The organism is Hymenobacter terrigena, assembly GCF_054776515.1.
The window spans coordinates 118,187-140,993 of sequence record NZ_BAAHBU010000005.1; the positions used below are offsets into that span (position 1 = coordinate 118,187).

The window sequence follows — 22,807 nt, forward strand, 5'->3', positions numbered from 1 at the left end:
CGTGGACTCTGCGAGTCCGCGCCTGTTTGCACAGTCCCGTCTGCCCCATGCGGGCGCGGACTCGCAGAGTCCACGCTACAGCTTATGCCCGGCTAGCTACGGCGGCTTCGATGTCGGCCAAGCTGTCCTTCGGGATGGCGGCCAGCAGGCCTTGGGTGTACTCGTGTTGGGGAGCGGCGTAGATGGCCGCCGCCGGGCCGCTTTCCACGATGCGGCCCTGGTGCATGACCAGCAGCCGGTCGCTCATAAACCGGGCCACGGACAGGTCGTGCGTGATGAACAGATAGGTGATACCGAACTCGCGTTTGAGGTCGTTGAGCAGGTTCAGGACCTGCGCCTGCACCGAGACGTCGAGGGCCGAAACCGACTCGTCGCAGACAATCAATTTGGGCTGCAAGGCCAGCGCCCGGGCAATGCAGATGCGCTGCCGCTGCCCGCCGCTGAACTCGTGCGGGTAGCGCTGGAAATGCTCGTCGCGCAGCCCCACGGTGCGCAGCAGCTCCAGCACCCGCGCCTTTTGCTGCTGGCGGGTGCCGCCCACGTTGTGCACGCGCATCGGCTCCCAGATGGCCTCGCCCACGGTCAGCATCGGATTGAGGGCCGCGTAGGGGTCCTGAAACACCAGCTGCAAATCGCGCCGACGGCGGCGCAAGTCCCCGCTCGACAGCTTCGCCAAATCGGTCCCTTCAAACAGGATGCTGCCCGCCGTTGGTTCCGTGAGGCGGAGCAGGGCCCGGCCCAGCGTGGTCTTGCCGCAGCCCGACTCCCCCACGAGGCCGATGGTTTCGCCGGGGTAGAGCGTGAAGCTGACATCGTCCACGGCCCGCACGTAATCGGTGGCGCGGCGGAAGAAGCTCTTGCGAAGCGGGAAGTAGACCTGGAGGTTTTGAACCTGGAGCAGCGGCTCCGAGGCGTTGGGCGCTGGGGCCGCTGCGGGCTCCGAAACGGGTTCCGAAGAAAGCTCGGCAGGGCGTGGAACATGCCCAAAATCGCCATGTTCCACGGGGAACGTTTTGGTAGTTTCAGAATTATCCCGTAACTGCTGGGCCTCAATTTCGGGCGAGGAATCCGTAAGCGCCTCATTTTCGAGCGCAAGCACGGGCGCGGGCTGAGCCAAAAGCTGTCCACTGGCGTCTTCCCGCATGAAATCGGCCACCACGGGGAGGCGTTTTTTGCCTACCGAGAGGCGCGGACGGCATGCCAACAGCCCTTTTGTGTACGGATGTTGCGGATTTGAAAAAATATCCAGCACCCTCCCCTGTTCCACGACCTTGCCCCGGTACATCACCAAAATGCGGTCGGCAATTTCGGCCACCACGCCGAGGTCGTGGGTGATGAAGAGGACAGCCGTGTTGTGCTGCCGGCGCAGGTCGTCAATCAGGCGCAGCATGCGGGCCTGCACCGTCACGTCGAGGGCCGTGGTGGGCTCGTCGGCGATGAGCAGTGCCGGGCGGCAGGCCATGGCCATGGCAATCATGACGCGCTGCTTCTGGCCGCCCGAAATTTCGTGCGGGTAGCTGCCGAAAATGGCTTCGGGGCGCGGCAGCTGCGCCTCGGTGAACAGCTCGATGGTGCGGGCCTTGGCGGCTGCTTCGCTGAGGTCGGTGTGGAGGCGCAGGGCTTCCACCACCTGGCTACCGCAGGTGTACACAGGGTTCAGCGAGGTCATCGGCTCCTGGAAAATCATGCCGATGTCGTTGCCGCGCACCTGGCGCAGGTCGGTTTCGGAGAGTTTCAGCAGGTCGATCTGGCCCAGTTTTTCGGACTGGAAGATGGCCTGGCCGCTGGCAATGCGGCCGGGCGGCATCGGAATCAGCCCCAGCAGCGCCAGCGACGTCACGGATTTGCCCGAGCCGGATTCGCCCACAATGGCCAGCGTTTCGCCCCGGTTCAGCTCAAACGACACGTTGTCCACGGCCCGCACGTCGCCGCGGTGGCTGGAGAAGTCAATGGTGAGGTTGGAAACGGTGAGCAGCGGGTTGGGCACGGAGGGAATTATGGGTGGCAGTTTGGGGTGGTTTCGGTACGCAAGAACGTCAAGTACGCAGGAACGTCATGCTGAGCGCAGGCAGAGCATCTCCACCGCTTCATTGCGGGGTTATAATTTGTTAATCTTCTTCATCCTCAGTCGACCACTGCGCTTCGTCGTTGACAGGCTGCGGCAATCTTCCCTCAAGCCACGTTTTCATGAGGTCAGGCGTGAAGTCAGGGTCTTTATTCTCAATAAGCCAAGACAAGAATTCATCTGGGCCGCCATTCATATACGGCGGCGGTGAAACCGGATAAAAAGCAGTTGGCAGCCTCTCATCGATTGACACATAATTGACTACGTGACCTATCTCCTGGACCACGTGCCACGCCAAAGGGTGGCGAATATCAATCTTGAACTTCACCCACCATAAACCTTCGTCAATGCCTGTTCCTATCGTCCCTTCAATGGCAGGAACTTGCAGCAGAAAGGATTTCAGGGATTCAAAGAGGATATCATTCATAAATCAAGGATTCTCGGCGAAGTGGTAGAGATGCTTCGACTGCGCTCAGCATGACCGTTCTAAGGTCTGACGTTCATTACCGTTCAACGGCCCAGCCTCTCCCCTGCTACGCCAGCTTCTCAGCGTCTGGCGCGACTAAGGGCGCGCTTTCGGGGTGCGGGGCGACTGCCGGTTGCGATTCATTGAAAAAGCGGCTCTGGTTGAGCAGAATCAGCACTACGCCGATGAAGATGGAAGAATCGGCGATGTTGAAGATGGGGAAGCCGCTGCTGTAGGAGCCGCCGATGAGGGGCCAGGATTTGGGGAAATAACCCACGTACAGCGGCACGTAAATCATGTCGATGACCTGGCCGTAGAACCAGCGCGTGGGCGAGCCTACAGGGGCGTTATTGTAGATAATTCCGTAGAAAATCGAGTCAATCAGATTGCCCACCGCGCCGCCAAGAATAAGGGCCATGCAGGCGATGTAGCCGGCCGCCACGCGCTGGCGGCAAAGGCGAATAATGTAGTAAATCAGCCCGCCCACGGCCAGCATGCGGAAAGCCGTGAGCGCCAGCTTGCCATAGGGCGCAGGCAGCTCAGCCCCAAAGGCCATGCCGGGGTTCAGCGTGTAGGTGAGCTTGGCCCACTGGCCGAAAATCGGGATTTCGCCGGCCAAACCGAACTGCATATAGCTGTTCACCAAATACTTCGATAGTTGGTCGAGCGCAATAATGAGCAGAGTCAGCAGGAAGAATTTAGCTGCGGAATGCTGGCGGGTGGTGAGCGTTGGGTGCATTTCGGAGGGTGCCAGGGGCAGGATTGGCGGGCAAAAGGCAATAAAAAACGTCGTGCTGAGCGAAGCGCAACGGAGTCGAAGCATCTCTACCGCTTCGTTGTGGGGAGTGAAATTACGACCCCGGTAGAGATGCTTCGGCTGCGCTATGCTTCACTCAGCACGACGTTCTGGTGTTACGGACCGCACCGGCCCTACAGAAAGTGGCGCTACGCCAGATTCTCCGAGTCGGGGGCTACCAGCGGCTCGCTGTGCATGGCGGGGGCTGCCACGGGCTCTTCCTGCTTGAAAAAACGGCTCTGATTGAGCAGAATTAACGCCACGCCGATGAAAATGGATGAATCGGCGATGTTGAAGATGGGCCAGAGCGACACATACTTCCCTCCTATCAGCGGCCAGTTTTGGGGCAGGAAGCCTTCGTAAATGTCGACGTAGAGCATGTCGATGACCTGGCCGTAGAACCAGCGCGTGGGTGAGCCAAACGGCGCGTTATCGTAGATGACGCCGTAGAAAACCGAATCAATCAGGTTGCCCACGGCCCCGCCGAGGATGAGGGCCATGGAGGCGATGTAGCCGGCGGCGGCGCGCTGGCGGCAGAGGCGGATAATGTAGTAGCTCAAGCCAAACACGGCCAGCAGGCGGAACCCGCTGAGAACCAGCTTCCCATATGGTGCGGGCAGCTCGGCCCCGAAGGCCATGCCAGGGTTCAGCGTGTAGTGCAGCTTGGCCCAGTGGCCGATGAGGGAGATTTCGCCCGCCATGCCGGCCTGCATGTAGGTGTGCACAGCCCACTTCGACAGCTGGTCGATGGCAATGACGAACAGCGCCAGCAGAAAGAATTTAGCCGCAGTTTGCTGGCGATTGGTGAGGGTTGGGTGCATTCAGGCAGGGCCGAAAATCGAGGAAATTGAAGCCAGAAATCGGTACTAAAGCGGCATTTCCAGGACGGACAGATGCCGACCTTATTTTCATTGCGTTTTGTACCTTTTATAACTGACTGTCTGATGTTTTTAACGAACAAAGACGAGCTTATTGGCCATTTGTGCGGCCGAGGACTCACCGGGGATTTCACCTCCCGGCGAGTCGTTCAGCATCAGGTAGTTGCGACCTCCAAAAAGACCGGCACGGAGTAGTCATCAAATTCGAGCACCGAGCCGCCGTTCACATCGGCCGCGAAGGTGAGGGCGAGGGCCTGCGTTTCGGTGCGGATGTAGTCGCCGAACGCGGCCACGGCGGCCGTGAGCTCGGGCTGCTGGTCTGCCAAAGTGACGCGGATTTTGTCCTGCACTTCCAGGCCCGAGTCTTTGCGCAGGTTCTGCAGGCGGTTCACCAGCTCGCGGGCGAGGCCTTCCTGGCGCAGCTCGTCGGTCAGGGTCACGTCGAGGGCCACGGTGAGGGGGCCGTCGGTGGCCACGAGCCAGCCGGGCAGGTCGTCGGTACGGATTTCCACATCGTCCGGGGCCAGGGTGATGGGCTGGTCTTCCACGAGTACGGCAAGGCTTCCCTCCTTCTCCAGCTTCGAGATTTCGGCGGCCGTCATCTGCTGAATGCGGGCGCCCACGGCCTTCAGACGCGGGCCGTATTGCTGGCCGAGGCGCTTGAAATTGGGCTTCACCGACTTCACCAGCACGCCGCTTTCGCTACTATCGTCCAGGAATTCGACGTGCTTCACGTTGATTTCGGCACAAATCAGGTCCTCCACGAGGCCGACTTGCTCCTTGGTCCGGTCGTTCAGCACCGGCACCAGGATGCGCTGCAGGGGCTGGCGCACCTTTAGCACCGACTTTTTGCGCAGCGAGTGGGCCAGTGAGCTGATGCGCTGGGCCAGTTCCATGCGCTCCTCCAGCTGCTGGTCGATGCGGGCCAGGTCGGCCTCCACCAGCAGCGTGAGGTGCACCGATTCGGGGGCCAGGGGCGTGTTTTTGGCCACGGCTTCGGCGCGCATGCCGTCGGTCATGTTCTTGTACAGCCACTCGCCGAAAAACGGCGCGATGGGCGACATCAGCTGCGCCACTACCACCAGGCATTCCTGCAGGGTTTCGTAGGCAGCGCGCTTGTCCGTGGTCAGTTCGCCCTTCCAGAAACGGCGGCGCGAGAGGCGCACGTACCAGTTCGAGAGCTGGTCGGTCACGAAATCCTGGATGGCGCGGGCGGCCTTCGTCGGGTCGTAATTGTCGAGGTGCCCGCGGGCTTCCACAATCAGCGACTGCAGCTTGCTCAAAATCCAGCGGTCCAGCTCGCTCAATTCGGCGTGCGGCACGCGGTCGAATTCACTGGTCTGAAACTCGTCCAAATTCGCGTAAAGCGCATAGAACGAGTACGTATTGAAGAGCGTGCCGAAGAAACGGCGCTGCACCTCGGTCACGCCGGCGGGGTCGAACTTGAGATTGTCCCACGGTGGGGCGTTGGCAATCATGTACCAGCGGGTGGCATCGGGGCCAAACTGCTTGATGGTGGCAAACGGGTCGACGGCATTGCCGAGGCGCTTGCTCATCTTATTGCCGTTCTTGTCGAGCACCAAGCCGTTGGCAATCACGTTTTTGAAGGCCACCGAGTCTTCCAGCATCACGGCCAGGGCGTGCAGCGTGAAGAACCAGCCGCGGGTTTGGTCCACGCCTTCGGCAATGAAATCGGCAGGGAAATTCTTCTGGAACTGGCCTTCGTTTTCGAGCGGATAGTGCCACTGCGCGTAGGGCATGGCGCCACTGTCGAACCACACGTCGATGAGGTCGGGCTCGCGGTACATGGGCTGGCCGGTGGGCGAAACGAGGAATATATCGTCCACGTAGGGCCGGTGCAGGTCCACTTTTTCGCCGTTGGCGTAGGGGTTGTGGGTCATGACTTCGGCCGCCACGGCCTTGTCAATCTCCGCCTTCAGCTCGGCGATGCTGCCGATGCAGAGTTCCTCCGTCCGGTCCTGGCTGCGCCAGATGGGCAGCGGCGTGCCCCAGTAGCGCGAGCGGCTTAAGTTCCAGTCTACCAGGTTTTCCAGCCAGTTGCCGAAGCGGCCGGTGCCGGTGCTTTCGGGCTTCCAGTTGATGGTTTTGTTGAGCTCGATGAGCCGGTCTTTCACCGCCGTGGTCTTGATGAACCAGGAATCGAGCGGGTAGTAGAGCACGGGCTTGTCGGTGCGCCAGCAGTGCGGGTAGGTGTGCTCGTACTTCTCCACTTTGAAGGCCGTGCCGTCGCCCTTCATTTTGATAACGATACTCTCGTCCAGCGTTTTATAGTCGGCGCCGGATTCGTCGTGGCCGTCGTAGTTCTTCACCCAGCGGCCCGCAAACTCGCCCATTTGGGGCACGTAGCGGCCCGTCCGGTCCACGATGGGGCCGAGCGTGCCTTCAGCATCCGGCACCATCAGGGCGGGGATGTCGGCCAGCTGCGCGGCCCGGAAGTCGTCGGCGCCAAACGTGGGCGAGATGTGCACAATGCCCGTGCCGTCCTCCGTGGTAACGAAGTCGCCGTTGATGACGCGGAAAGCCCGCTCCTGCCCTTCAAAAGGCGTGAAATCGAACAGACGCTCGTACTTGATGTCGATGAGGTCAGCGCCCGTAAACTCGCCTTCCACGCGCCAGGGCAGCACTTTGTGGTCGCCTTCGGCATAGCCTTCCAGCGGCGCGGCAGCCCCTTTTTCGTTGAAATAACGGCTCACCAACGCCTTCGCCAGCACCACGTGGATGGGCGCGTAGGTGTAGGGGTTGAAGGTGCGGATGAGCTGGTACGGGATGTTCTTACCCACCGCCAAACCGGTGTTGGCGGGCAGGGTCCAGGGCGTGGTCGTCCAGGCCAGGATGTACACGTTGGCATCAGCGCCAGCAGCGGCGAAAAGCTTCTCCGAAACCTCCGTGTGCTTCACCTTGAACTGCGCCACCACGGTCGTGTCTTTCACGTCTTTGTAGGTGCCGGGCTGGTTCAGCTCGTGCGACGACAGGCCGGTGCCGGCGGCCGGCGAGTACGGCTGGATGGTGTAGCCCTTGTAGAGCAAACCTTTGTCGTAGAGCTTCTTGAGCAGCGCCCAGCAGCTTTCGATGTATTCCGGCTCGAAGGTCACATAGGGGTCGTTGAGGTCGACCCAGTAGCCCATTTTCTCGGTCAGGTCGTCCCACTGCGCCTTGAAGCGCATGACGGTTTCCTTGCAGCGCTGGTTGTAGTCCTCCACGCTGATTTTCTTGCCGATGTCCTCCTTCGTGATGCCCAGCTCCTTCTCCACTTGCAGCTCGATGGGCAGGCCGTGGGTGTCCCAGCCGCCCTTGCGGGGCACTTGCTTGCCCAGCAGCGTCTGGTAGCGGCCGAAAATGTCCTTCACCGTCCGCGCCATCACGTGGTGGATGCCGGGCGCGCCGTTGGCTGAGGGCGGGCCCTCGTAAAACACGAACGTGGGCTGGCCTTCGCGGCTGCTCACGCTCTTTTCAAAGATGCCGTGCTCCTTCCACCAGGCGAGGATGTCTTCGCCGAGCTGGCCGTAGTTGAGCGGCTGCTTGTATTCGGGGTATTTCATTGGGTTAGGTAATCAATCGTCAGTCTATCAGAACGTCATGCAGAGCGCAGCGAAGCATCTTTACTGCGCAACGCATCCATTTACTATTGCGGTAAAGATGCTTCGCTGCGCTCTGCATGACGTTCTTTTGAATTGTTCAGCCTCGTTCTAGATGGAGTAATCGCCTTCGTAATCAGATGCTTTGTGCATTTCTTTCAGGTTCAAGTCGGCATCATCGTCCTCTTCGTGGTACGACTCGTCGTAGTGCCGAATGAGGGCGTTGGTGTCCGTGTCGCCCTTGCCGTGCTCAAACGTCACGAGCAGCGAGGGCAGCAGTATCAGGTTGGAGAAGTTGGTTATCAACAGCGACGCCGACATTAGCATTCCCAGCGCCTTGGTGCCGCCAAATTCGCTGAAGGCGAAGATGCTGAAACCCACAAACAACACGATGCTCGTGTATATCATGCTGGTGCCCGCCTCGCTTAGCGTGACAGATACGGCATCGCGCACCCGGCCCCCATTCGCAGCCATTTCTTGCCGGAACTTGGCCAGCAGGTGAATAGAGTTGTCCCCATCAATCCCCAGCGCAATCACGAAAATCAGGGCCGTGCTGGGCTTGAGCGCGATGTTGAAATAACCCATAATGCCGGCCGTGAGAATCAGCGTGACGGCATTGGGGATAAGGGCGAAAAGAACCGTCTTGAACGAGCGGAAGAGGATGAGCACCACCAGACCCACCAGCCCGAAGGCCATGAACAAGCTGTCGCGCAGGGTGTGAATAACGTACTCGTTGCCCTTGGTAAAGATGATGGTCGTGCCCGTGGGCCGGATGTCCATCCCCGTTCCCTTGAAGATGCGATTCATCTCCGGGATGATTTTCGTGTTCATCAGCGTGTCCAGGTTCTGGGAGCCGATGTCGGCGATTTTCAGGCTGATACGCGCCTTCTGGCTGGTGCTGTCCATGAAGGAATGCAGCAGCTTGCTGTTCATCCCCGCGCCGCCGGCGGAGCCACCCGAATTGGCCAAGGCACTCAGGATGAAGTTCTTTTCCGAGTTATCGGGCAAGCGGTAGAACGACGGATTGCCGTTGTAGAAAGCCTGAGTGCTGGCCTTGAGGAAGGTAACGAGGCTGACGGGCGGCGACAGCTCCGGCTGGGTGCGCAGGTACTTCTCGAACTGGTCGATTTTCTCCAGATTCTTGAGCTTGAACAGGCCCTTTTTCTTGTGGGTATCTACCTCGAATTCCAGCGGCATCACGCCGTTGAAGTGGCTTTCGAAGAAGGCCAAATCGGAGTTCACCGAGCTTTTCTTGGGCAAGTCGTCCACCATATAGGACACAGCTTCGATGCGCGAGATGCCGATGGCAGCGCCCGCTACCAGCACCAGTGCGGCGATGTAGACGGTGGGCCGACGGTCGAGCACGAGGTGGTCGAAGAACTCCAGCAGCTTGGTGAGCGGAGCGGCGTCGAGGTGCTCCAGCTGCTTGGGCGTGGGCGGCGGCAGGTAGGTGAAGGCGGCCGGAATCAGAACGAAGCTGATGATGAAGGCCGCGAAGATGTTGATGGTAGCGACGAGGCCGAACTGGTAGAGAATAGCAATGTCGGTGAAGGCAAACACGATGAAGCCCACGGCCGTGGTCGTGTTGTTCATCAGCGTGACGAGGCCGATTTTGCGGATTACCCGCGTCATGGCCAGCATCTGGTTGCCCGATTTTCGGTAGTCGTAGTGGTAGCGCGAGAGCAGGTAGGTGCAGTTCGGGATACCGATTACGATGATTATACTGGGAATCAAGCCCGTGAGCAGGTTGATTTTGAAGCCCAGCAGCACAATCGAGCCAATGCACCAGATAACGGTGACGCCCACCACGATGAGCGGAAACAGTACCGCCGACCACGTCCGGAAGAACACCAGCAGGGTGATACCCGTCACAATCATGGCCAGAATGGTGAAGAATTTCATCTCCCCGGCCACTTTGCTCGTCATCGTGGAGCGCACGTAGGGCAGGCCGGCGTAGTGCAGCTTGATGCTGGTTTTCTTCTCAAACTGCGCCGCGAAGCCCAGAATGTTGTTCATCACCGCCTGCCGCTTCGAAGAATTCAGGTACTTCGGGTCCATCGTGAGGGCCAGCAACGTGGCCCCGGTGCTGGGGCTGATGAGCTGGCCTTTGTAGAACTCAACGCTGTTGACCACGCGCATCAGGCTGTCGAGTTCCTTCTGTGAGCGCGGCGGGGCTTTGAAAATGGGCGCGGCTTTGAAGCTGTTGGTGGCGGTGTCTTTGCTGATGTTGAGCAGCTTGCTCACGCTGAGCACGCCGTTTACGCCCTGCACTTTGGCCAGCGTATCGGTGAGCTGGCGGAACTCATTGAAGTTGCCCAGCTTGTAGATGGAACTGTCCTGCAGGCCAATAACCAGCACGTTGCCATCTTCCCCAAACGTGCGTTTGAACTGCTTGAAATAGAGCATGTCCGGGTCCTGCTCGCTCACCACCTGGGCGAAGTCGTAGGTCATTTCCACGTCCTTCGCTTTGTAAGCCATGAAGACGGTGATGACAGCCAACACCGCGACCAACGACAGGCGGAATCGGATGATGAAGACGGCGAGCTTTTCCCACATAAAATCCTTATAAGGAGGCAAAGTTACGTTAAGGGGCGGCCCACGTCTGTCATTGCGAGCGGAACCGGCAATCCGCACTGTCAAAGCAACCAGCCCAGAAAATTGATAAACTCCATGAAAAAGCCCCGGCTCAAAATAGGGCCGGGGCTTTTTGTAGCGTGGACTCTGCGAGTCGGCGCGGGGCAGAACGGTCTTTCAAGCGCGGACTCGCAGAGTCCACGCTACAGGCTTACAGCTGCTCGAAAATGCGGCGGAAGCTCACGGCCTCGCCAATGTAGGCGCGCAGTTCGGAAATCGGCATGCGGGTTTGCTCACGCGAGTCGCGGTGGCGCACGGTCACGGTTTCATCTTCCAGCGTCTGGCCATCGACCACGATGCAGAAGGGCGTGCCGATGAGGTCCTGGCGGGTGTAGCGCTTGCCGATGGCATCCCGCTCTTCCAGCACAAGGCGGAAATCGAACTTCAGCGCATCGAAGATTTCCTGGGCTTTCTCGGGCATGCCGTCTTTCCGCACGAGCGGGAAGATGGCGGCTTTCACCGGGGCCACGGCGGGGTGCAGCTTCAGCACGGTGCGGGTTTTGGTGGTTTGGGCGTCGCCCTCCCCTTCCGTGATGGTTTCCTCCTGGTAGGCGTTGCAGAGCGTGGCCAGGAACAGGCGGTCGGCACCTACCGAGGTTTCGACCACGAAGGGCACGTAGTTGCCGTAGGCCTTGCCGGTGGCGGGGTCAATGTCGGCGTCGAAATACTGCTGCTTTTTGCGGCTCAGGTTCTGGTGCTGGGTCAGGTCGAAGTCGCCGCGCGAGTGGATGCCCTCCATTTCCTTGAAGCCGAAAGGGAATTCGTACTCGATGTCCACGGCGGCTTTGGCGTAGTGGGCCAGCTTGTCGTGGTCGTGGTAGCGCAGCTTTTCGGCCGGCAGGCCCAGCGCCTCGTGGAACTTGCGGCGCGAGGCTTTCCAGGTGTCGTACCACTCGCCTTCGGTGCCGGGGCGTACGAAGAATTGCATCTCCATCTGCTCAAACTCCCGCATGCGGAAGATGAACTGCCGGGCCACAATCTCGTTCCGGAAGGCCTTGCCGATTTGCGCAATGCCGAAGGGAATCTTCATTCGGGCCGATTTCTGCACGTTCAGGAAGTTCACGAAAATGCCCTGGGCCGTTTCGGGGCGCAGGTACACGGGCGGCGCTTCCGAGTCCACGGCCGAGCCCTGGGTGGAGAACATCAGGTTGAACTGGCGCACCTCGGTCCAGTTGCCGGTGCCCGAGATGGGGCACTTAATTTTCTCGTCGATGATGAGCTGGCGCACGCCGGCCAGGTCATTGGCCGTGAGCAGGCGGCCCATTTCGGCGGTGAGGGCAGCACCGCGTTCGGGGTTGCCGGCGTTTTCGTACTCGGCAGCTTTTTCTTCGAGCAGCACGTCGGCGCGGTAGCGCTTTTTGCTGTCGAGGTTGTCAATGAGCGGGTCGTTGAAGCCGGCAATGTGGCCGCTGGCCTCCCAGGTGCGCGGGTCCATGAAAATGGCCGCGTCGATGCCCACCACGTTGCCGTGCAGCTGGGTCATGGCGTCCCACCACAGGCGCTTGAGGTTATTCTTCAATTCCACGCCGTTGGGGCCGTAGTCGTACACGGCGGCCAGGCCGTCGTAGATTTCCGATGACTGAAATACGAAGCCGTATTCCTTGGCGTGGGCCACGATATCCTTAAGCTGGGTGGTTTCGATTGCTGGGTTCATACCCACAAAAGTAGGCCGGTACGGCGCAAGCTGAAACTTCTGCGTAGAAGGCGCGAAATTCACTCCTGCTTCACGGAATCGCCCTGGCGTCACAATTCGGTAACATAGCGTCTGTAAGCTACCTCCCTACCTTTGACGCATGATTCAACCTAAATACCCACCAACCCCCTCTTTATGTTTGGTTTAGAACCTCACGTGCTTCTGCTCCTCGGCGTGTGCCTGCTGGCCGCCTGCGCGTTCGAGTTCGTGAATGGCTTCCACGACACGGCCAACGCCGTGGCCACCGTTATTTACACCAACGCGCTGCGGCCCTGGGTGGCCGTGGTGTGGTCAGCTTTCTGGAACTTCATCGGCGTGTTTGCCGGCGGCATTGGCGTGGCCATGGGCATTGTGTACCTGCTGCCCGTCGAAAGCCTCGTGGACGCCAACGTGTACCACGGCATTGCCATGGTGGGCGCGCTCATTCTGGCCGCCATCATCTGGAACATCGGCACCTGGTACTACGGCATTCCGGCTTCGAGCTCGCACGCCCTTATTGGCTCCATTCTGGGCGTGGGCATTGCCTATTCGCTGCTGCCCGAGTCGCGCGGCACGGCCGTAAACTGGTCCAAAGCCGGCGAAACGGGCATTGCCCTGCTGGTGGGGCCGCTGCTGGGCTTCGCGCTCACCATCGGCATGATGTTTCTGTTCAAGCGCTTCACGCCGAGCAAGGCCATTTTTAAGGAGCCGCACAAGCGCAAGCCCCCGCCCCTCTGGATTCGCCTGCTGCTCATCACCACCTGTACGCTGGTGAGCTTTTTCCACGGTTCCAATGACGGCCAAAAGGGCGTAGGGCTGGTTATGCTGATTCTGATTGGCATCGTGCCCTTCCGTTTCGCGCTCGACGAAAGCAAAAACCCGCTCGACCTGCGCGAGTCGCTGGGCAAAGTGGAGTATGTCATCGGCCGCGTAAACCGGGCCGACCTCAGCCCCAACGACCAGAAAAGCCTGACCGAAATCCAGGAGAAAACCGCCGACCTCGACCGCATTTTCGCTGGCAAAACCCAGGTAAAAGACCTGCCCCAGCAAACGCGCTTCGAAATCCGCCGCGACGTGCTGCTGCTCGCCAACCGGGCCAAAAAGCTGCTGGCTTCGCCCAACGTCAGCCTTAGCACCCAGGACCGCAACATCTATGACGCGGCCTCCAAGGAGATGAAAACCTTCACCGACTACGCCCCGTGGTGGGTGCTGCTCATGGTGAGCCTCTCGCTGGCCTGCGGCACCATGATTGGCTGGCAGCGCATTGTGAAAACCATCGGTGAGCGCATCGGCAAGGAGCACCTGAGTTACGCCCAGGGTGCAAGTTCCGAACTGGTGGCCGCGGCCATGATTGGAGCCAGCACCTGGCTCAACCTGCCGTCGTCGACCACGCACGTGCTCACTTCGTCCATCGCGGGCAGCATGGTGGCCAGCCGCGGCGTAAAGAACATCAACCCCGGCATGGTGCGCAACATTGCCTTGGCCTGGGTGCTTACGCTTCCGGTAACCATGGTGCTATCCGGCCTGCTGTTCCTGCTGTTCCGAGCCGTGCTATAGCAGGTAAGCCCAACAAGTCAAAACACAAAAAAGGCTGCTCCCTAATCGGGAGCAGTCTTTTTTATTGCCTGAACAAATAAACGGAACTCATTTTCGATAAGCAGCCAAAAGTGGGCGGTAAACCAGCTGATATCACCTACTTATCCACTTATCCACAGCTAAATCGTGTCGAAATGTGGATAAGCTCGATTATTTGGGCCACTGCACTTCCATGTCGTCGTTGATGAATACGCCGAAATTGACGAACTGCAGCTCGCCTTCTTCAAAGTATAAGTCAATCATCGACTTCTCGTAGGACAGGCGGACGGCGCCTTCTTCCATGGTTTCCAGCTCGGGCGTAGCCTGGCCGTGGCGCTCCATGAGGGCCTTCACCTGGTCCACGCTCAGACCGTAAATGGCTTCGCCGTAGAGGCGCATGTTGGGGTTGTCGGTTTCGATGCAGCTCAGGCGGAAATCGTCTTCGCGGTCGAAGTAGAGCGATAGCAGGTAGTCCTCCTCGTGGTAGTTCCAGGCCTGGTGTTCGAAGTCGTCGTCGTCGTCCGACTCTTCAATCTCCTCGGGCTCGCCCACGAGGGTGCGCACTTCGTCCATGGTGGCGCCGAAGCGCAACGGGCCCATGCCGGTGCCCAGAATGATTTCGTTTTCCTCGATGCTGGAGGGTTGGGGGGTGCTCATGCGGGTTGGGGTGAAGGGTAGTAAGCAAAGGTAGGCAGGGAGGGCGGGTGTTTGGCGATGCAACAAAGGTGCAGGCCGTCATGCAGAGCGCAGCGAAGCATCTTGCCCGCAGCAAGTAATCCCATCGAACCAACGAAGCGGTAAAGATGCTTCGCTGCGCTCTGCATGACGGCCTTTTTATCCACACACTTATCTCCTACTTCCCATATTTCTCAATAAACGCCTCCTTCTGCCGCAGGTATTCCGGGTGGGCTTTGGCCTCATCCCACTTGCGTTTGAAAATGGCGGCGGCTTCCACCTTATCCACATCGGGGTGGGGATTGCGAGGCAATTCGGCGCGGCCGTGGGCGCCGCTTTGGCCTTTTTTATCATCGGGCACGGGGCCGGCGTACTTCTTGCCGCCGGCGTGGTTGGCGTAGCGCCGGGCCCGGGTGAAGCCCATCTGGATGAATTTGCGGGCCATGTCGGCCCCCACAAAATCGTGGGCCTTCAAATAAGCCTCAAACAGGCCGTAAATCGTTTCGGATGACTCCCGTGCTGCCGCCGCGTCTTTGAAGCGCCAGTGGGGCAGGATTTCGGCCTTGTAGGGCTGCACCAGCAGCACGCCCTGCTCGCCCCGGCCCACCCGGTAGAGTTCGGGGTGCTGGCGGAAATCGACGGAATGGAAATCGAGGGTGTAGTCGAACGGCATGGGGAAACCTGAATCAAAGGTTTGTTAGGTCTTTGGGCAGTGTGCATAACCCATACGGATTCGCGCAAAAACCGAAAAGCCCGCTTTTCAAAAATCCGGAACCCTGGCGCTTATTTTTTTTAGCAGATGGCTTTTTGGAGCCTGAGCTGATTTTCTCTTTCCCCTCGACTTTTCCCCACTTTTAAATTTTGATTAAATTTTTTTCTAAAAAACTCTTTTTGTTTCCACTCATTAGGTCGGTTGATAAGTGGAAAAGCCGGGGAGGTTATCCACGCTGGGGATAACGTGGGGGTAATAGCGGATTTATCCACGGGCTATACACCGGCATTGTGGAAAACAATACACTATTTATCAGCATGTTGAATCGATTTTCAACATGTCCACCACGTTTCCACATTTTTATTATCCCCTGAAAAACGATGGTGTGGGAAGGCGTTTTCCCCGGGGAAAGTTATCCACGGTTGTCCCCGCTCGTTTTGCCCTGTGCGGGCAGCTTGTTGGCCAAAAAAACTTCTGCCCTACTTATCCCCGAGTAGCCAGGGTGTTTCCCCCAGGTTATCCCCGAATTTATCCTCAACCGATAACCAATGTGGAAAACCCCGTGGAAAAGCAGTGGATTAAGGCCAGAAAATCGCCTCAGTAACTGGAAAACAAGGAAAGTTATCCACCAATGTGGACAGTTGGGGAGGTTTTCGCAGATTTTGCTGCCGAAGTCAAACCAGCCGGAAGATGTTGGTCAGGCTAAGAAAAGGGTGAAAACCGCAATGGCGCGACCCCTCCTGCGAGCAAAATGCCAACCTGAATAGCAACGCAAAAATGCTGTGATTGCCTGCCTGCAGCAAATGCAGACAGATTGACACAGTAGTAGAAAAAGGCACCGCGGCTAGAATTTCAGCGGCTCCACGATATCGAAGCCAGCGCGGACCTGCTGGGGCTTGGGGTCGAGGTACACGGGTTCGGGCACCAGCAGTAGATTGGGGTCGCCGCCGCGCCAGCGACCGTCGCCGTCGGTGTCGATGAGCACGCGCAGGCGGTAGGTGCCGGGAGCCATGTCCGAGAACAGGTAGCTGCCCTTGGGCGAAAGCAGGCTGGCCACCACCTGAAATTTCTCATCGAGCAATTGCAGCTCAAAGCTCTTCTCCTTGGTGGTGATGGTGCCCGAGAGGCTGGTCGACACGTCCTGCTCGCTGATGCCGAGGCGCAGAGGCTTCAGGCGCAGGTTTTGGGCGGTAATGGCGGCGATGGCCGTGCTGTCAAGCAGGATTTCAAGCCGCTTTTTGGCTTTGGAATTGAAGCGCACGGCCAGCTCGGTGCGGTCGGCACTGAGGGTGCCATCGGCGGGTAGGCGCAAGGGACGGCGCTTCACGGAATCCTCTACTAGGGTGCCAAACGGCCGGTCTTTGGCAATGCGTACTGGCACCGAAAACTGGAATTTCACCTGGCCCTCGGGGTACACGGCGCGCACGCCGCCCTCCACGGTGTAGAGCGATGGGGCGGGGGCTTTTTTGGCCGCCGCCGGCACGGGGAATTTGACTTGCAGCGTGTCGTGGCCCACGTTGCCGGTGCTGTCGGTGGCGGTGAGGACGTAGCGGCCATCGCCCACTTCCGGGGTTTTAAAAAGCACCACCGAGCGGCCGTGGTCGGCCAGCTGCACGGCCTCGGCCACAGCGGCCGGGGCGGCCTTGCTGTCCAGAGAAATCAGCGTGGCCGTGCGTACGCCTTCGCTCAGGCTGAGGCGCAGCTGCGTGGGACTGGGGGTGCGCGAGGTAACCAGCGGGGGGCGTTTATCGGGCTGGGTGAGCACCAGGGGAATGTCCTTGCCAGTGCTGCCCTCGATGGTGATGGGCGTGGGCAGATAGGCGATTTTTTCGCCTTCGTCGTAGTGGCCGTTGTTGTTCTTGTCGGCCACGGCGTAGATTTTGTAGGTGCCGGCCTTAAGGAAATTCAGGCTGAATTTCCCGGCTTTGTCGGTGAGCACGGTGTAGTAGGGGCGGCCTTTGCGCACACCCAGCGTGTCGCCTTCGCGGTACAGGCCGATGCTGGAGCCTTCCACGGTTTTGCCCGTGAGCACATCGGTAAGCGTGCCACGCACCTTGCCCGAGTCGAGTGCAGCCCCGGTGCTGAAGGTGAGGTAAGCGTTTTTGGCCGGTAGCGCTTCGGTGATGTCCACTACGGCCTCCCGGAAATTAAAGCTGTAGGTGGTGTTCGGGTCGAGCGGCTTGTCGAAGAGCAACGTAATGGAATTGCGGTCTTCGCGCAGCTTGTAGGGATTGTCTTCGGGCAGCTGGGGCGTGATGAGCAGGTTTTTGCTCAGTTCCTTGGTCACGACGGCCTCCGAGAAATTGAGCCGCACGAACTGCTGCTTCACGTTGCGGGCCGCGCTGTCGGGCGAGCTGCTGATGCGGCGTGGCGGGGTGCGGTCGCGCGGGCCGCCCAGGGGCGGGGCCACGGCAGCGCAGCTTTCAAGCAAGGCAACCAGCGCCAGCAAAGCCAGCAATTCAGCGCGAACGGACATTATACAACAGCAGCGTGGTGAGCGTAAGAACAACAATGGCCGCCCCGATGCGCAGCCCCGTGCGGCGCGTCACCTCGGAGGTCGGCTCGGTGGTGCTAACGACCACAACGTGCCGGGCGGTATCGGCCACAAAGGTCGGCGGTGGCTTTTTGATGGAATCGGGCAGCGGCGCGGGCACGGTTTGGGCGCGGGCGGCGGTGGCCAGCAGGCCCGCCGCCACGAGTAGCCGCCACCGTGCCGCCGGCCGCATCAGGCGCCGGCCGGAGTGCGCCGCCCGGCCACGTAGAGCAGGCTCGAATACTGGCCCTCGTGCTGCTCGGCGTAGGCGTTCGACTTGTAGCCGGCCTTGAGCACGGTGAGCAGGCCGCCAGCGCGCTCGTTGCGGTGCTTCTCGCTGAGCATGCTCACGTAATAGGCATCGAGGGGCATGGGCAGCGTCTGGCGAATGGCCAATTTGTGCTTTTTGAGCAGCTGGGCCATGGTTTTGGGCGCGAAGTGATAAAGGTGGCGCGGCACGTCGTAGGCGGCCCACAGCTCGCGGTAGTGCTGGGCGTCGAGACTTTCCACGTTGGGCACGGCAATGAGCAGCACGCCATCGGGCTTCAGCAGCGCCACCAGCTGGGCCAGCGTTTCGTTGAGGGTGTGCACGTGTTCCAGCACGTGCCAAAGCGTAATCGCATCGAAAGTGCCGGGCTGAAACTGGGCGAGGCTCTCTTGCCCTATCGGCTGGCCGAGGCGCTGGCTGGCCTCCTCGCGGGCGCGGGCGTTGGGCTCGAGGCCCGCTACCTGCCAGCGGGCAGCTTTGGCGGCGGCCAGAAAGTGGCCGGTTCCGCAGCCATAGTCCAGCAGTTTGCCCCGGCGTGGAGCCAGTTTGTTGAGCAGTGCCACCTTGCGGCGCATGGTGAAAAACCGCGCCACTTTGTAGGCCTGATTCACGAACCCTTGGGCGGCGCTGTTGTGCGACACGTAGGCGTCCGACTCGTAGTATTTGCCGATTTCAGTCTCGCTCGGCCGCGGGTTGGTGAATTGGAAGCTGCACGCCGCGCACTGCACGATGGCGAAGCTCTCGTGGCTCACCGTGCGGTCTTCCACCACCAGCTTGTTCTTGAATTCGGTTTTGCCGCAAACCGGGCAATTATCTATTCGTTCGTAGGACACGGATACTTGTAAAGGCAAAAACCGGCCGGCACAGGTGCGGCACGGCTCATCTCATTGCTGGGCAAAGTTCGCAAATTTTACGTAGCGCGGACTTTTAGTCCGCGAGTGGTTCAATTGCACTCGCGGACTAAAAGTCCGCGCTACTTCCTAACGCCCCAAATAGACCATCAGCACCGATACATCGGCCGGCGAGATGCCGCTAATGCGAGAAGCCTGCCCAATGGTTTCGGGCTGAATCTTGAGAAGTTTTTCGCGGGCCTCGTGGCTGAGGGCGGGCATGGCGCGGTAATCGAGCCGGCCTTGGATGACGAAGTTTTCCAGCTCCTGCATGCGCTCGGCTTGCTGCTGTTCCTTCAGCAAATACGTCTCGTACTTGATGTTGATGATGGCCTGCTCCAGTGCTTCCGCGTCGTAAACAGCCAGCGCTTCATCGAGCTCGGGCAGGGCGCGGCGCAGGTCGGCCAGCTCCACGTTGGGGCGGCGCAGCAGGTTCACGGCGCGCGTTTTTTCGTGGATTTCGGCCGAGCCCAGCTCCACCATGAGCGGGTTGATTTCGGCAGGCTCGATGGCGAATTTCTGGAACAGCGTGCCGATTTCGGCCGTCTGCGCTTCCTTCATTCGCACACGCTCCAGACGCTCATCGGAGGCCAGGCCCAACTCGTGGCCCAGCGGGGTGAGGCGCAGGTCAGCGTTGTCCTGGCGCAGCAAAATGCGGTGCTCGGCGCGGCTCGTGAACATGCGGTAGGGCTCGTCGGTGCCCTTGTTCACCAAGTCGTCGATGAGCACGCCGATGTAGGCCTCGCTCCTTTTTAGGACGAAGGGTGCTTTGCCGTGCACCTTGTTGTGGGCATTGATGCCGGCCATCAGGCCCTGGCAGGCGGCCTCCTCGTAGCCCGTGGTGCCGTTAATCTGGCCCGCGAAATACAGGCCCGCAATCAGCTTGGTTTCGAGCGTGAGCGCAAGCTGGGTAGGCGGGAAAAAGTCGTACTCGATAGCGTAGCCGGGGCGGAACATCTTCGCGTTCTCGAAGCCCGCGATTTCGCGCAGGGCGCGGTACTGCACGTCCTCCGGCAGCGAGCTGCTGAAGCCGTTTACGTAGCATTCCACGGTGCTCCAACCCTCCGGTTCCACGAAAATCTGGTGGCGGTCCTTGTCGGCGAAGCGGTTGATTTTGTCCTCCACGCTGGGGCAGTAGCGCGGCCCCAAGCCCTTGATGCGGCCCTGGAACATGGGCGACTTCTCGAAGCCCTCGCGCAGGATGTCGTGCACCCGCTCGTTGGTGTAGGTGATGTAGCAGGGGCGCTGCTGCGTGAGGCGCGGCGTGTCGAGGTAGGAGAATTTGCTGGGTACCTCGTCGCCGCCCTGCGCCTCCATTTTGGAGTAGTCGAGGCTGCGGCCGTCCACGCGGGGCGGGGTGCCGGTTTTCATGCGCCCGGCTTCAAAGCCCAGTTCCACCAGCTGCTCCGTAATGCCTCGGCTACCTTTCTCGGCCGCCCGGCCACCGCCGAAATTCTTCTCGCCGATGTGGATGAGTCCGTTCAGAAACGTGCCGTTCGTGAGCACCACCGACTTGCCGCGGAACTCAATGCCGAGGGCGGTTTTCACGCCCACAGCCGTGCCGTTTTCCACCACAATGCCGGTTACGGCCTCTTGCCAGAAGTCCACGTTGGCAATGCCTTCCAGGGTCAGGCGCCAGGCTTCAGCGAAGCGCATGCGGTCGCTTTGCGCGCGCGGGCTCCACATGGCCGGGCCTTTCGAACGGTTCAGCATCCGAAACTGAATCATGGTCTGGTCGGTGATGATGCCCGACTGGCCGCCCAGCGCGTCGATTTCGCGCACAATCTGGCCCTTGGCCACGCCACCCATGGCCGGGTTGCACGACATCTGGGCGATGGTGTTCATGTTCATCGTCACCAGCAGCACTTTCGAGCCGAGGTTGGCGGCAGCGGCGGCGGCCTCGCAACCAGCGTGGCCCGCGCCCACTACAATGACGTCGTATTCGGAGGTTTGAAACATAATCGTAGGAACACGCCAGGGTGCGCGGGAGGTGCCGCGCTGGCAAAACGGATAATAATAAATCGGGTAACGACGAACGCGCCGCGGTGCGTTCCTACAAAATTACGCAATTCGGCCCCAGCCGCCAGTTTCACGTGAAACGACTTGCGGCTTTCAGGATTCAGGGCTAAATGTTGCTCTGCAAATCTTCCGGCAGCCACTCGGCAAAAAGCTCGGCCGAATTGGCTTGTACGGCCTCCCAGGCAAAAGGCAGCCACTGACCGCTGATGCTGTCGAATACCTCCGTAGCAGCAGCGCAGGCGAAAAGCTTGTAGTCGAACTTAGGATAATTGTGCACCAGGTAACCGGGGTAATAATAGTCGAGGCGCTGGCGACGGGCGTAGTCGGTTTTCAGCAGCAGCAGGTACTTGCCGAGGCTGTGGCGGTGGTAAGTAGGGTCGTAGAAATTGAGGATGCCGGCCAGGGTGCGCTCCCCATAGTCGAGGATGCCCGCGGCAATCAGGCGACCTTCGTCGCGCAACTCGATAATCTGGGTGTTGAAGACGTTGTGCGTGGACTCACCCAGCAGTACGGTCGCAATGGTGGGCGCGGCATCGAAGGTGATGGCGGCGCGGTAGCGGGCATACAGTTCCTCGTACTCATCGGTGAGGCGGAAGGTCCGGATACTGGCCTTGAAACGAGCGTTGCGGCGCAGCAGGCGGCGCTGCTCGGGGCCCCATTCTACGCGGGGCAGGGCGATGCGCAGCCAATGGGCGGTGTAGAGGCGGCCATCAAAGGGTACGAACTGGCAGGTGAACAGGTCCTGCTGCATCCGGTAGTAACCTTGGGCCAAGTAAAAATCCAGGGCATCGCCCCGAATGATGGGGAACTCGGCAGAAGAAGAGGCGGCCATATTGCGGGGCTGGCAACGGTGGCACGGCTGCTGAGGCCGGCCCGATTCTGAAATGCCAACGCCCGCATGAAGCGGGCGCTGGATAATTTTATGGAGGAAAAATGCCGGCTTAGAATTCGCGCAGCGCCAGGCAGTAGTCTTCCTTAGCGCGCATAGCCGTCTGGCTCAGCAGGTCCTTGTCGTGGTAGCCAAGCAGGTGCAGCACGCCGTGAATCATGACGCGGTGCAGCTCGTCGCGGAACGGGATGCCAAGGTCCTGGGCATTGTCGCGCACGCGCTCCACGCTGATGAAAATGTCACCTTCCAGAATGTCGGCGTCGTCGGAATTGTCGAAGGTGATGACGTCCGTCAGCGTGTCGTGGTCGAGGTACTCGACGTTGAGGCGGTGCAGGTAGTCATCGGAGCAGAAGATGTAGGTAAGTTGCACGATGCGGTGTTCGTGCACCTTGGCCACGCGCTCAATCCAGCCCAACAGCTCTTCGGCGTCGGAAAGCTCAAAATCGGGCGCATCTTCCACCATGAACTCGATGCCGGGGGCCTCGTGGTGCAGCTCGCCGGGCGGGAAGTTTTCGTGGTGGGGCGGTCCCAGCGGCGGGGTGCTGTTCATGCGAAATCAGGCAGCTTTAGGCGGCGAGGTGGTCGGCGGTGGCGGCTTCGTCGGCGGGCGTGGGAGCTAGCTGGAAGGTGAGCAGCAGGCAGCGGCCCTCCTTGCTGAACTCCACCTCATCGGCCAGGTGGCGGATGAGGAAAATGCCGCGACCACCCGGATTCTCCAGGTTTTCGGGCGCCGTGGGGTCGTCCAGGTTGTCGTAGTTGAAGCCTGTGCCTTCGTCCTCAATCTCAAACTTAAGCTGCTGGGGCTCCACGTAGAGCGACAGGTAGACGTTCTTGTCTTTGTCGAACTTGTTGCCGTGGCGAATGGCGTTATTCACCGCTTCGGTCACGGCCACCATGATATTGCCGTAGATATCGTCCTCAATCTGAAAGGTATCCTTCGAATTGTCGATGAAGCTCTCAACGACGCGGATATTCTCAACGAGCGACGGAATCTGAATTTTTACCTGCTTCATAAGGTGGTTTGATGGGAAGGACGGCAGCGAGATTGGGGCGGCAAAAATAGTCTTTTAACGGCAAAGCGCCGCAACAATTTCTGCTATCCTCAAATGCTTGGTTCTAACAGTACACTAATTGGTTAA

At 59.7% G+C, this 22,807-nt stretch carries 17 protein-coding genes; 1 reads left to right on the forward strand and 16 read right to left on the reverse strand.

Going from position 1 to position 22,807, the window contains the following annotated elements; all coding sequences use genetic code 11:
- Positions 1-82 precede the first annotated feature (82 nt).
- The 7 genes from ACYU7Q_RS19780 to ACYU7Q_RS19810 form a co-directional block, all read right to left on the reverse strand.
- Positions 83-1,987 carry an ABC transporter ATP-binding protein gene (locus ACYU7Q_RS19780; RefSeq protein ID WP_460611183.1) on the reverse strand — a complete coding sequence of 635 codons (1,905 nt, stop codon included), beginning with the start codon at positions 1,985-1,987 and terminating at the stop codon, positions 83-85.
- Positions 1,988-2,108: 121 nt separating this feature from the next.
- Entirely contained in the window at positions 2,109-2,492 is a 384-nt protein-coding gene (locus tag ACYU7Q_RS19785; RefSeq protein WP_460611184.1) for a hypothetical protein, read from the reverse strand.
- A 106-nt stretch (positions 2,493-2,598) separates the two neighbouring features.
- Entirely contained in the window at positions 2,599-3,270 is a 672-nt protein-coding gene (locus ACYU7Q_RS19790; protein ID WP_460611185.1) for a lipoprotein signal peptidase, read from the reverse strand.
- A gap of 206 nt (positions 3,271-3,476) precedes the next feature.
- Positions 3,477-4,148, reverse strand: a complete 672-nt coding sequence (locus ACYU7Q_RS19795; RefSeq protein WP_460611186.1) for a lipoprotein signal peptidase — start codon at positions 4,146-4,148, stop codon at positions 3,477-3,479.
- A 212-nt stretch (positions 4,149-4,360) separates the two neighbouring features.
- Positions 4,361-7,765, reverse strand: a complete 3,405-nt coding sequence (gene ileS, locus ACYU7Q_RS19800; RefSeq protein ID WP_460611187.1) for an isoleucine--tRNA ligase — start codon at positions 7,763-7,765, stop codon at positions 4,361-4,363.
- Positions 7,766-7,912: 147 nt separating this feature from the next.
- Entirely contained in the window at positions 7,913-10,357 is a 2,445-nt protein-coding gene (locus ACYU7Q_RS19805) for an efflux RND transporter permease subunit (protein ID WP_460611188.1), read from the reverse strand.
- A gap of 229 nt (positions 10,358-10,586) precedes the next feature.
- Entirely contained in the window at positions 10,587-12,089 is a 1,503-nt protein-coding gene (locus ACYU7Q_RS19810; protein ID WP_460611189.1) for a glycine--tRNA ligase, read from the reverse strand.
- A gap of 174 nt (positions 12,090-12,263) precedes the next feature.
- On the opposite strand from ACYU7Q_RS19810, the gene ACYU7Q_RS19815 reads away from it, so the two are divergent.
- Complete coding sequence (locus ACYU7Q_RS19815; RefSeq protein ID WP_460611190.1) at positions 12,264-13,664, forward strand: inorganic phosphate transporter; 1,401 nt, start codon at positions 12,264-12,266, stop codon at positions 13,662-13,664.
- A 189-nt stretch (positions 13,665-13,853) separates the two neighbouring features.
- Here the strand turns inward: ACYU7Q_RS19815 and ACYU7Q_RS19820 are convergent, their stop codons facing one another.
- The 9 genes from ACYU7Q_RS19820 to ACYU7Q_RS19860 form a co-directional block, all read right to left on the reverse strand.
- Entirely contained in the window at positions 13,854-14,339 is a 486-nt protein-coding gene (locus ACYU7Q_RS19820) for a hypothetical protein (RefSeq protein WP_460611191.1), read from the reverse strand.
- A 196-nt stretch (positions 14,340-14,535) separates the two neighbouring features.
- On the reverse strand, positions 14,536-15,030 hold the full coding sequence (locus ACYU7Q_RS19825; RefSeq protein WP_460611192.1) for a DUF4385 domain-containing protein: 495 nt from the start codon (positions 15,028-15,030) through the stop codon (positions 14,536-14,538).
- Positions 15,031-15,913: 883 nt separating this feature from the next.
- A complete protein-coding gene (locus tag ACYU7Q_RS19830) occupies positions 15,914-17,545 on the reverse strand; it encodes an Ig-like domain-containing protein (protein WP_460611193.1) in 1,632 nt (543 codons plus the stop codon).
- Positions 17,529-17,795, reverse strand: coding sequence for a hypothetical protein (locus ACYU7Q_RS19835; RefSeq protein WP_460611194.1), 267 nt, complete (start codon positions 17,793-17,795; stop codon positions 17,529-17,531). Before ACYU7Q_RS19835 ends, ACYU7Q_RS19830 begins: the two co-directional genes overlap by 17 nt.
- Positions 17,795-18,703: a class I SAM-dependent methyltransferase gene (locus tag ACYU7Q_RS19840; RefSeq protein WP_460611195.1), complete on the reverse strand. Its 909-nt coding sequence runs from the start codon at positions 18,701-18,703 to the stop codon at positions 17,795-17,797. Before ACYU7Q_RS19840 ends, ACYU7Q_RS19835 begins: the two co-directional genes overlap by 1 nt.
- A 147-nt stretch (positions 18,704-18,850) precedes the next feature.
- The gene (mnmG, locus tag ACYU7Q_RS19845; RefSeq protein WP_460611196.1) at positions 18,851-20,719 is read right to left on the reverse strand and encodes a tRNA uridine-5-carboxymethylaminomethyl modification enzyme MnmG/GidA; all 1,869 of its coding nucleotides are present in this window, start codon (positions 20,717-20,719) and stop codon (positions 18,851-18,853) included.
- 166 nt (positions 20,720-20,885) lie between these two features.
- On the reverse strand, positions 20,886-21,611 hold the full coding sequence (locus ACYU7Q_RS19850; protein WP_460611197.1) for a GNAT family N-acetyltransferase: 726 nt from the start codon (positions 21,609-21,611) through the stop codon (positions 20,886-20,888).
- Between the two features lie 109 nt (positions 21,612-21,720).
- The gene (gene ybeY / locus ACYU7Q_RS19855) at positions 21,721-22,218 is read right to left on the reverse strand and encodes an rRNA maturation RNAse YbeY (RefSeq protein WP_460611198.1); all 498 of its coding nucleotides are present in this window, start codon (positions 22,216-22,218) and stop codon (positions 21,721-21,723) included.
- 16 nt (positions 22,219-22,234) lie between these two features.
- Positions 22,235-22,681: an ATP-binding protein gene (locus ACYU7Q_RS19860; RefSeq protein ID WP_460611199.1), complete on the reverse strand. Its 447-nt coding sequence runs from the start codon at positions 22,679-22,681 to the stop codon at positions 22,235-22,237.
- Positions 22,682-22,807 lie beyond the last annotated feature (126 nt).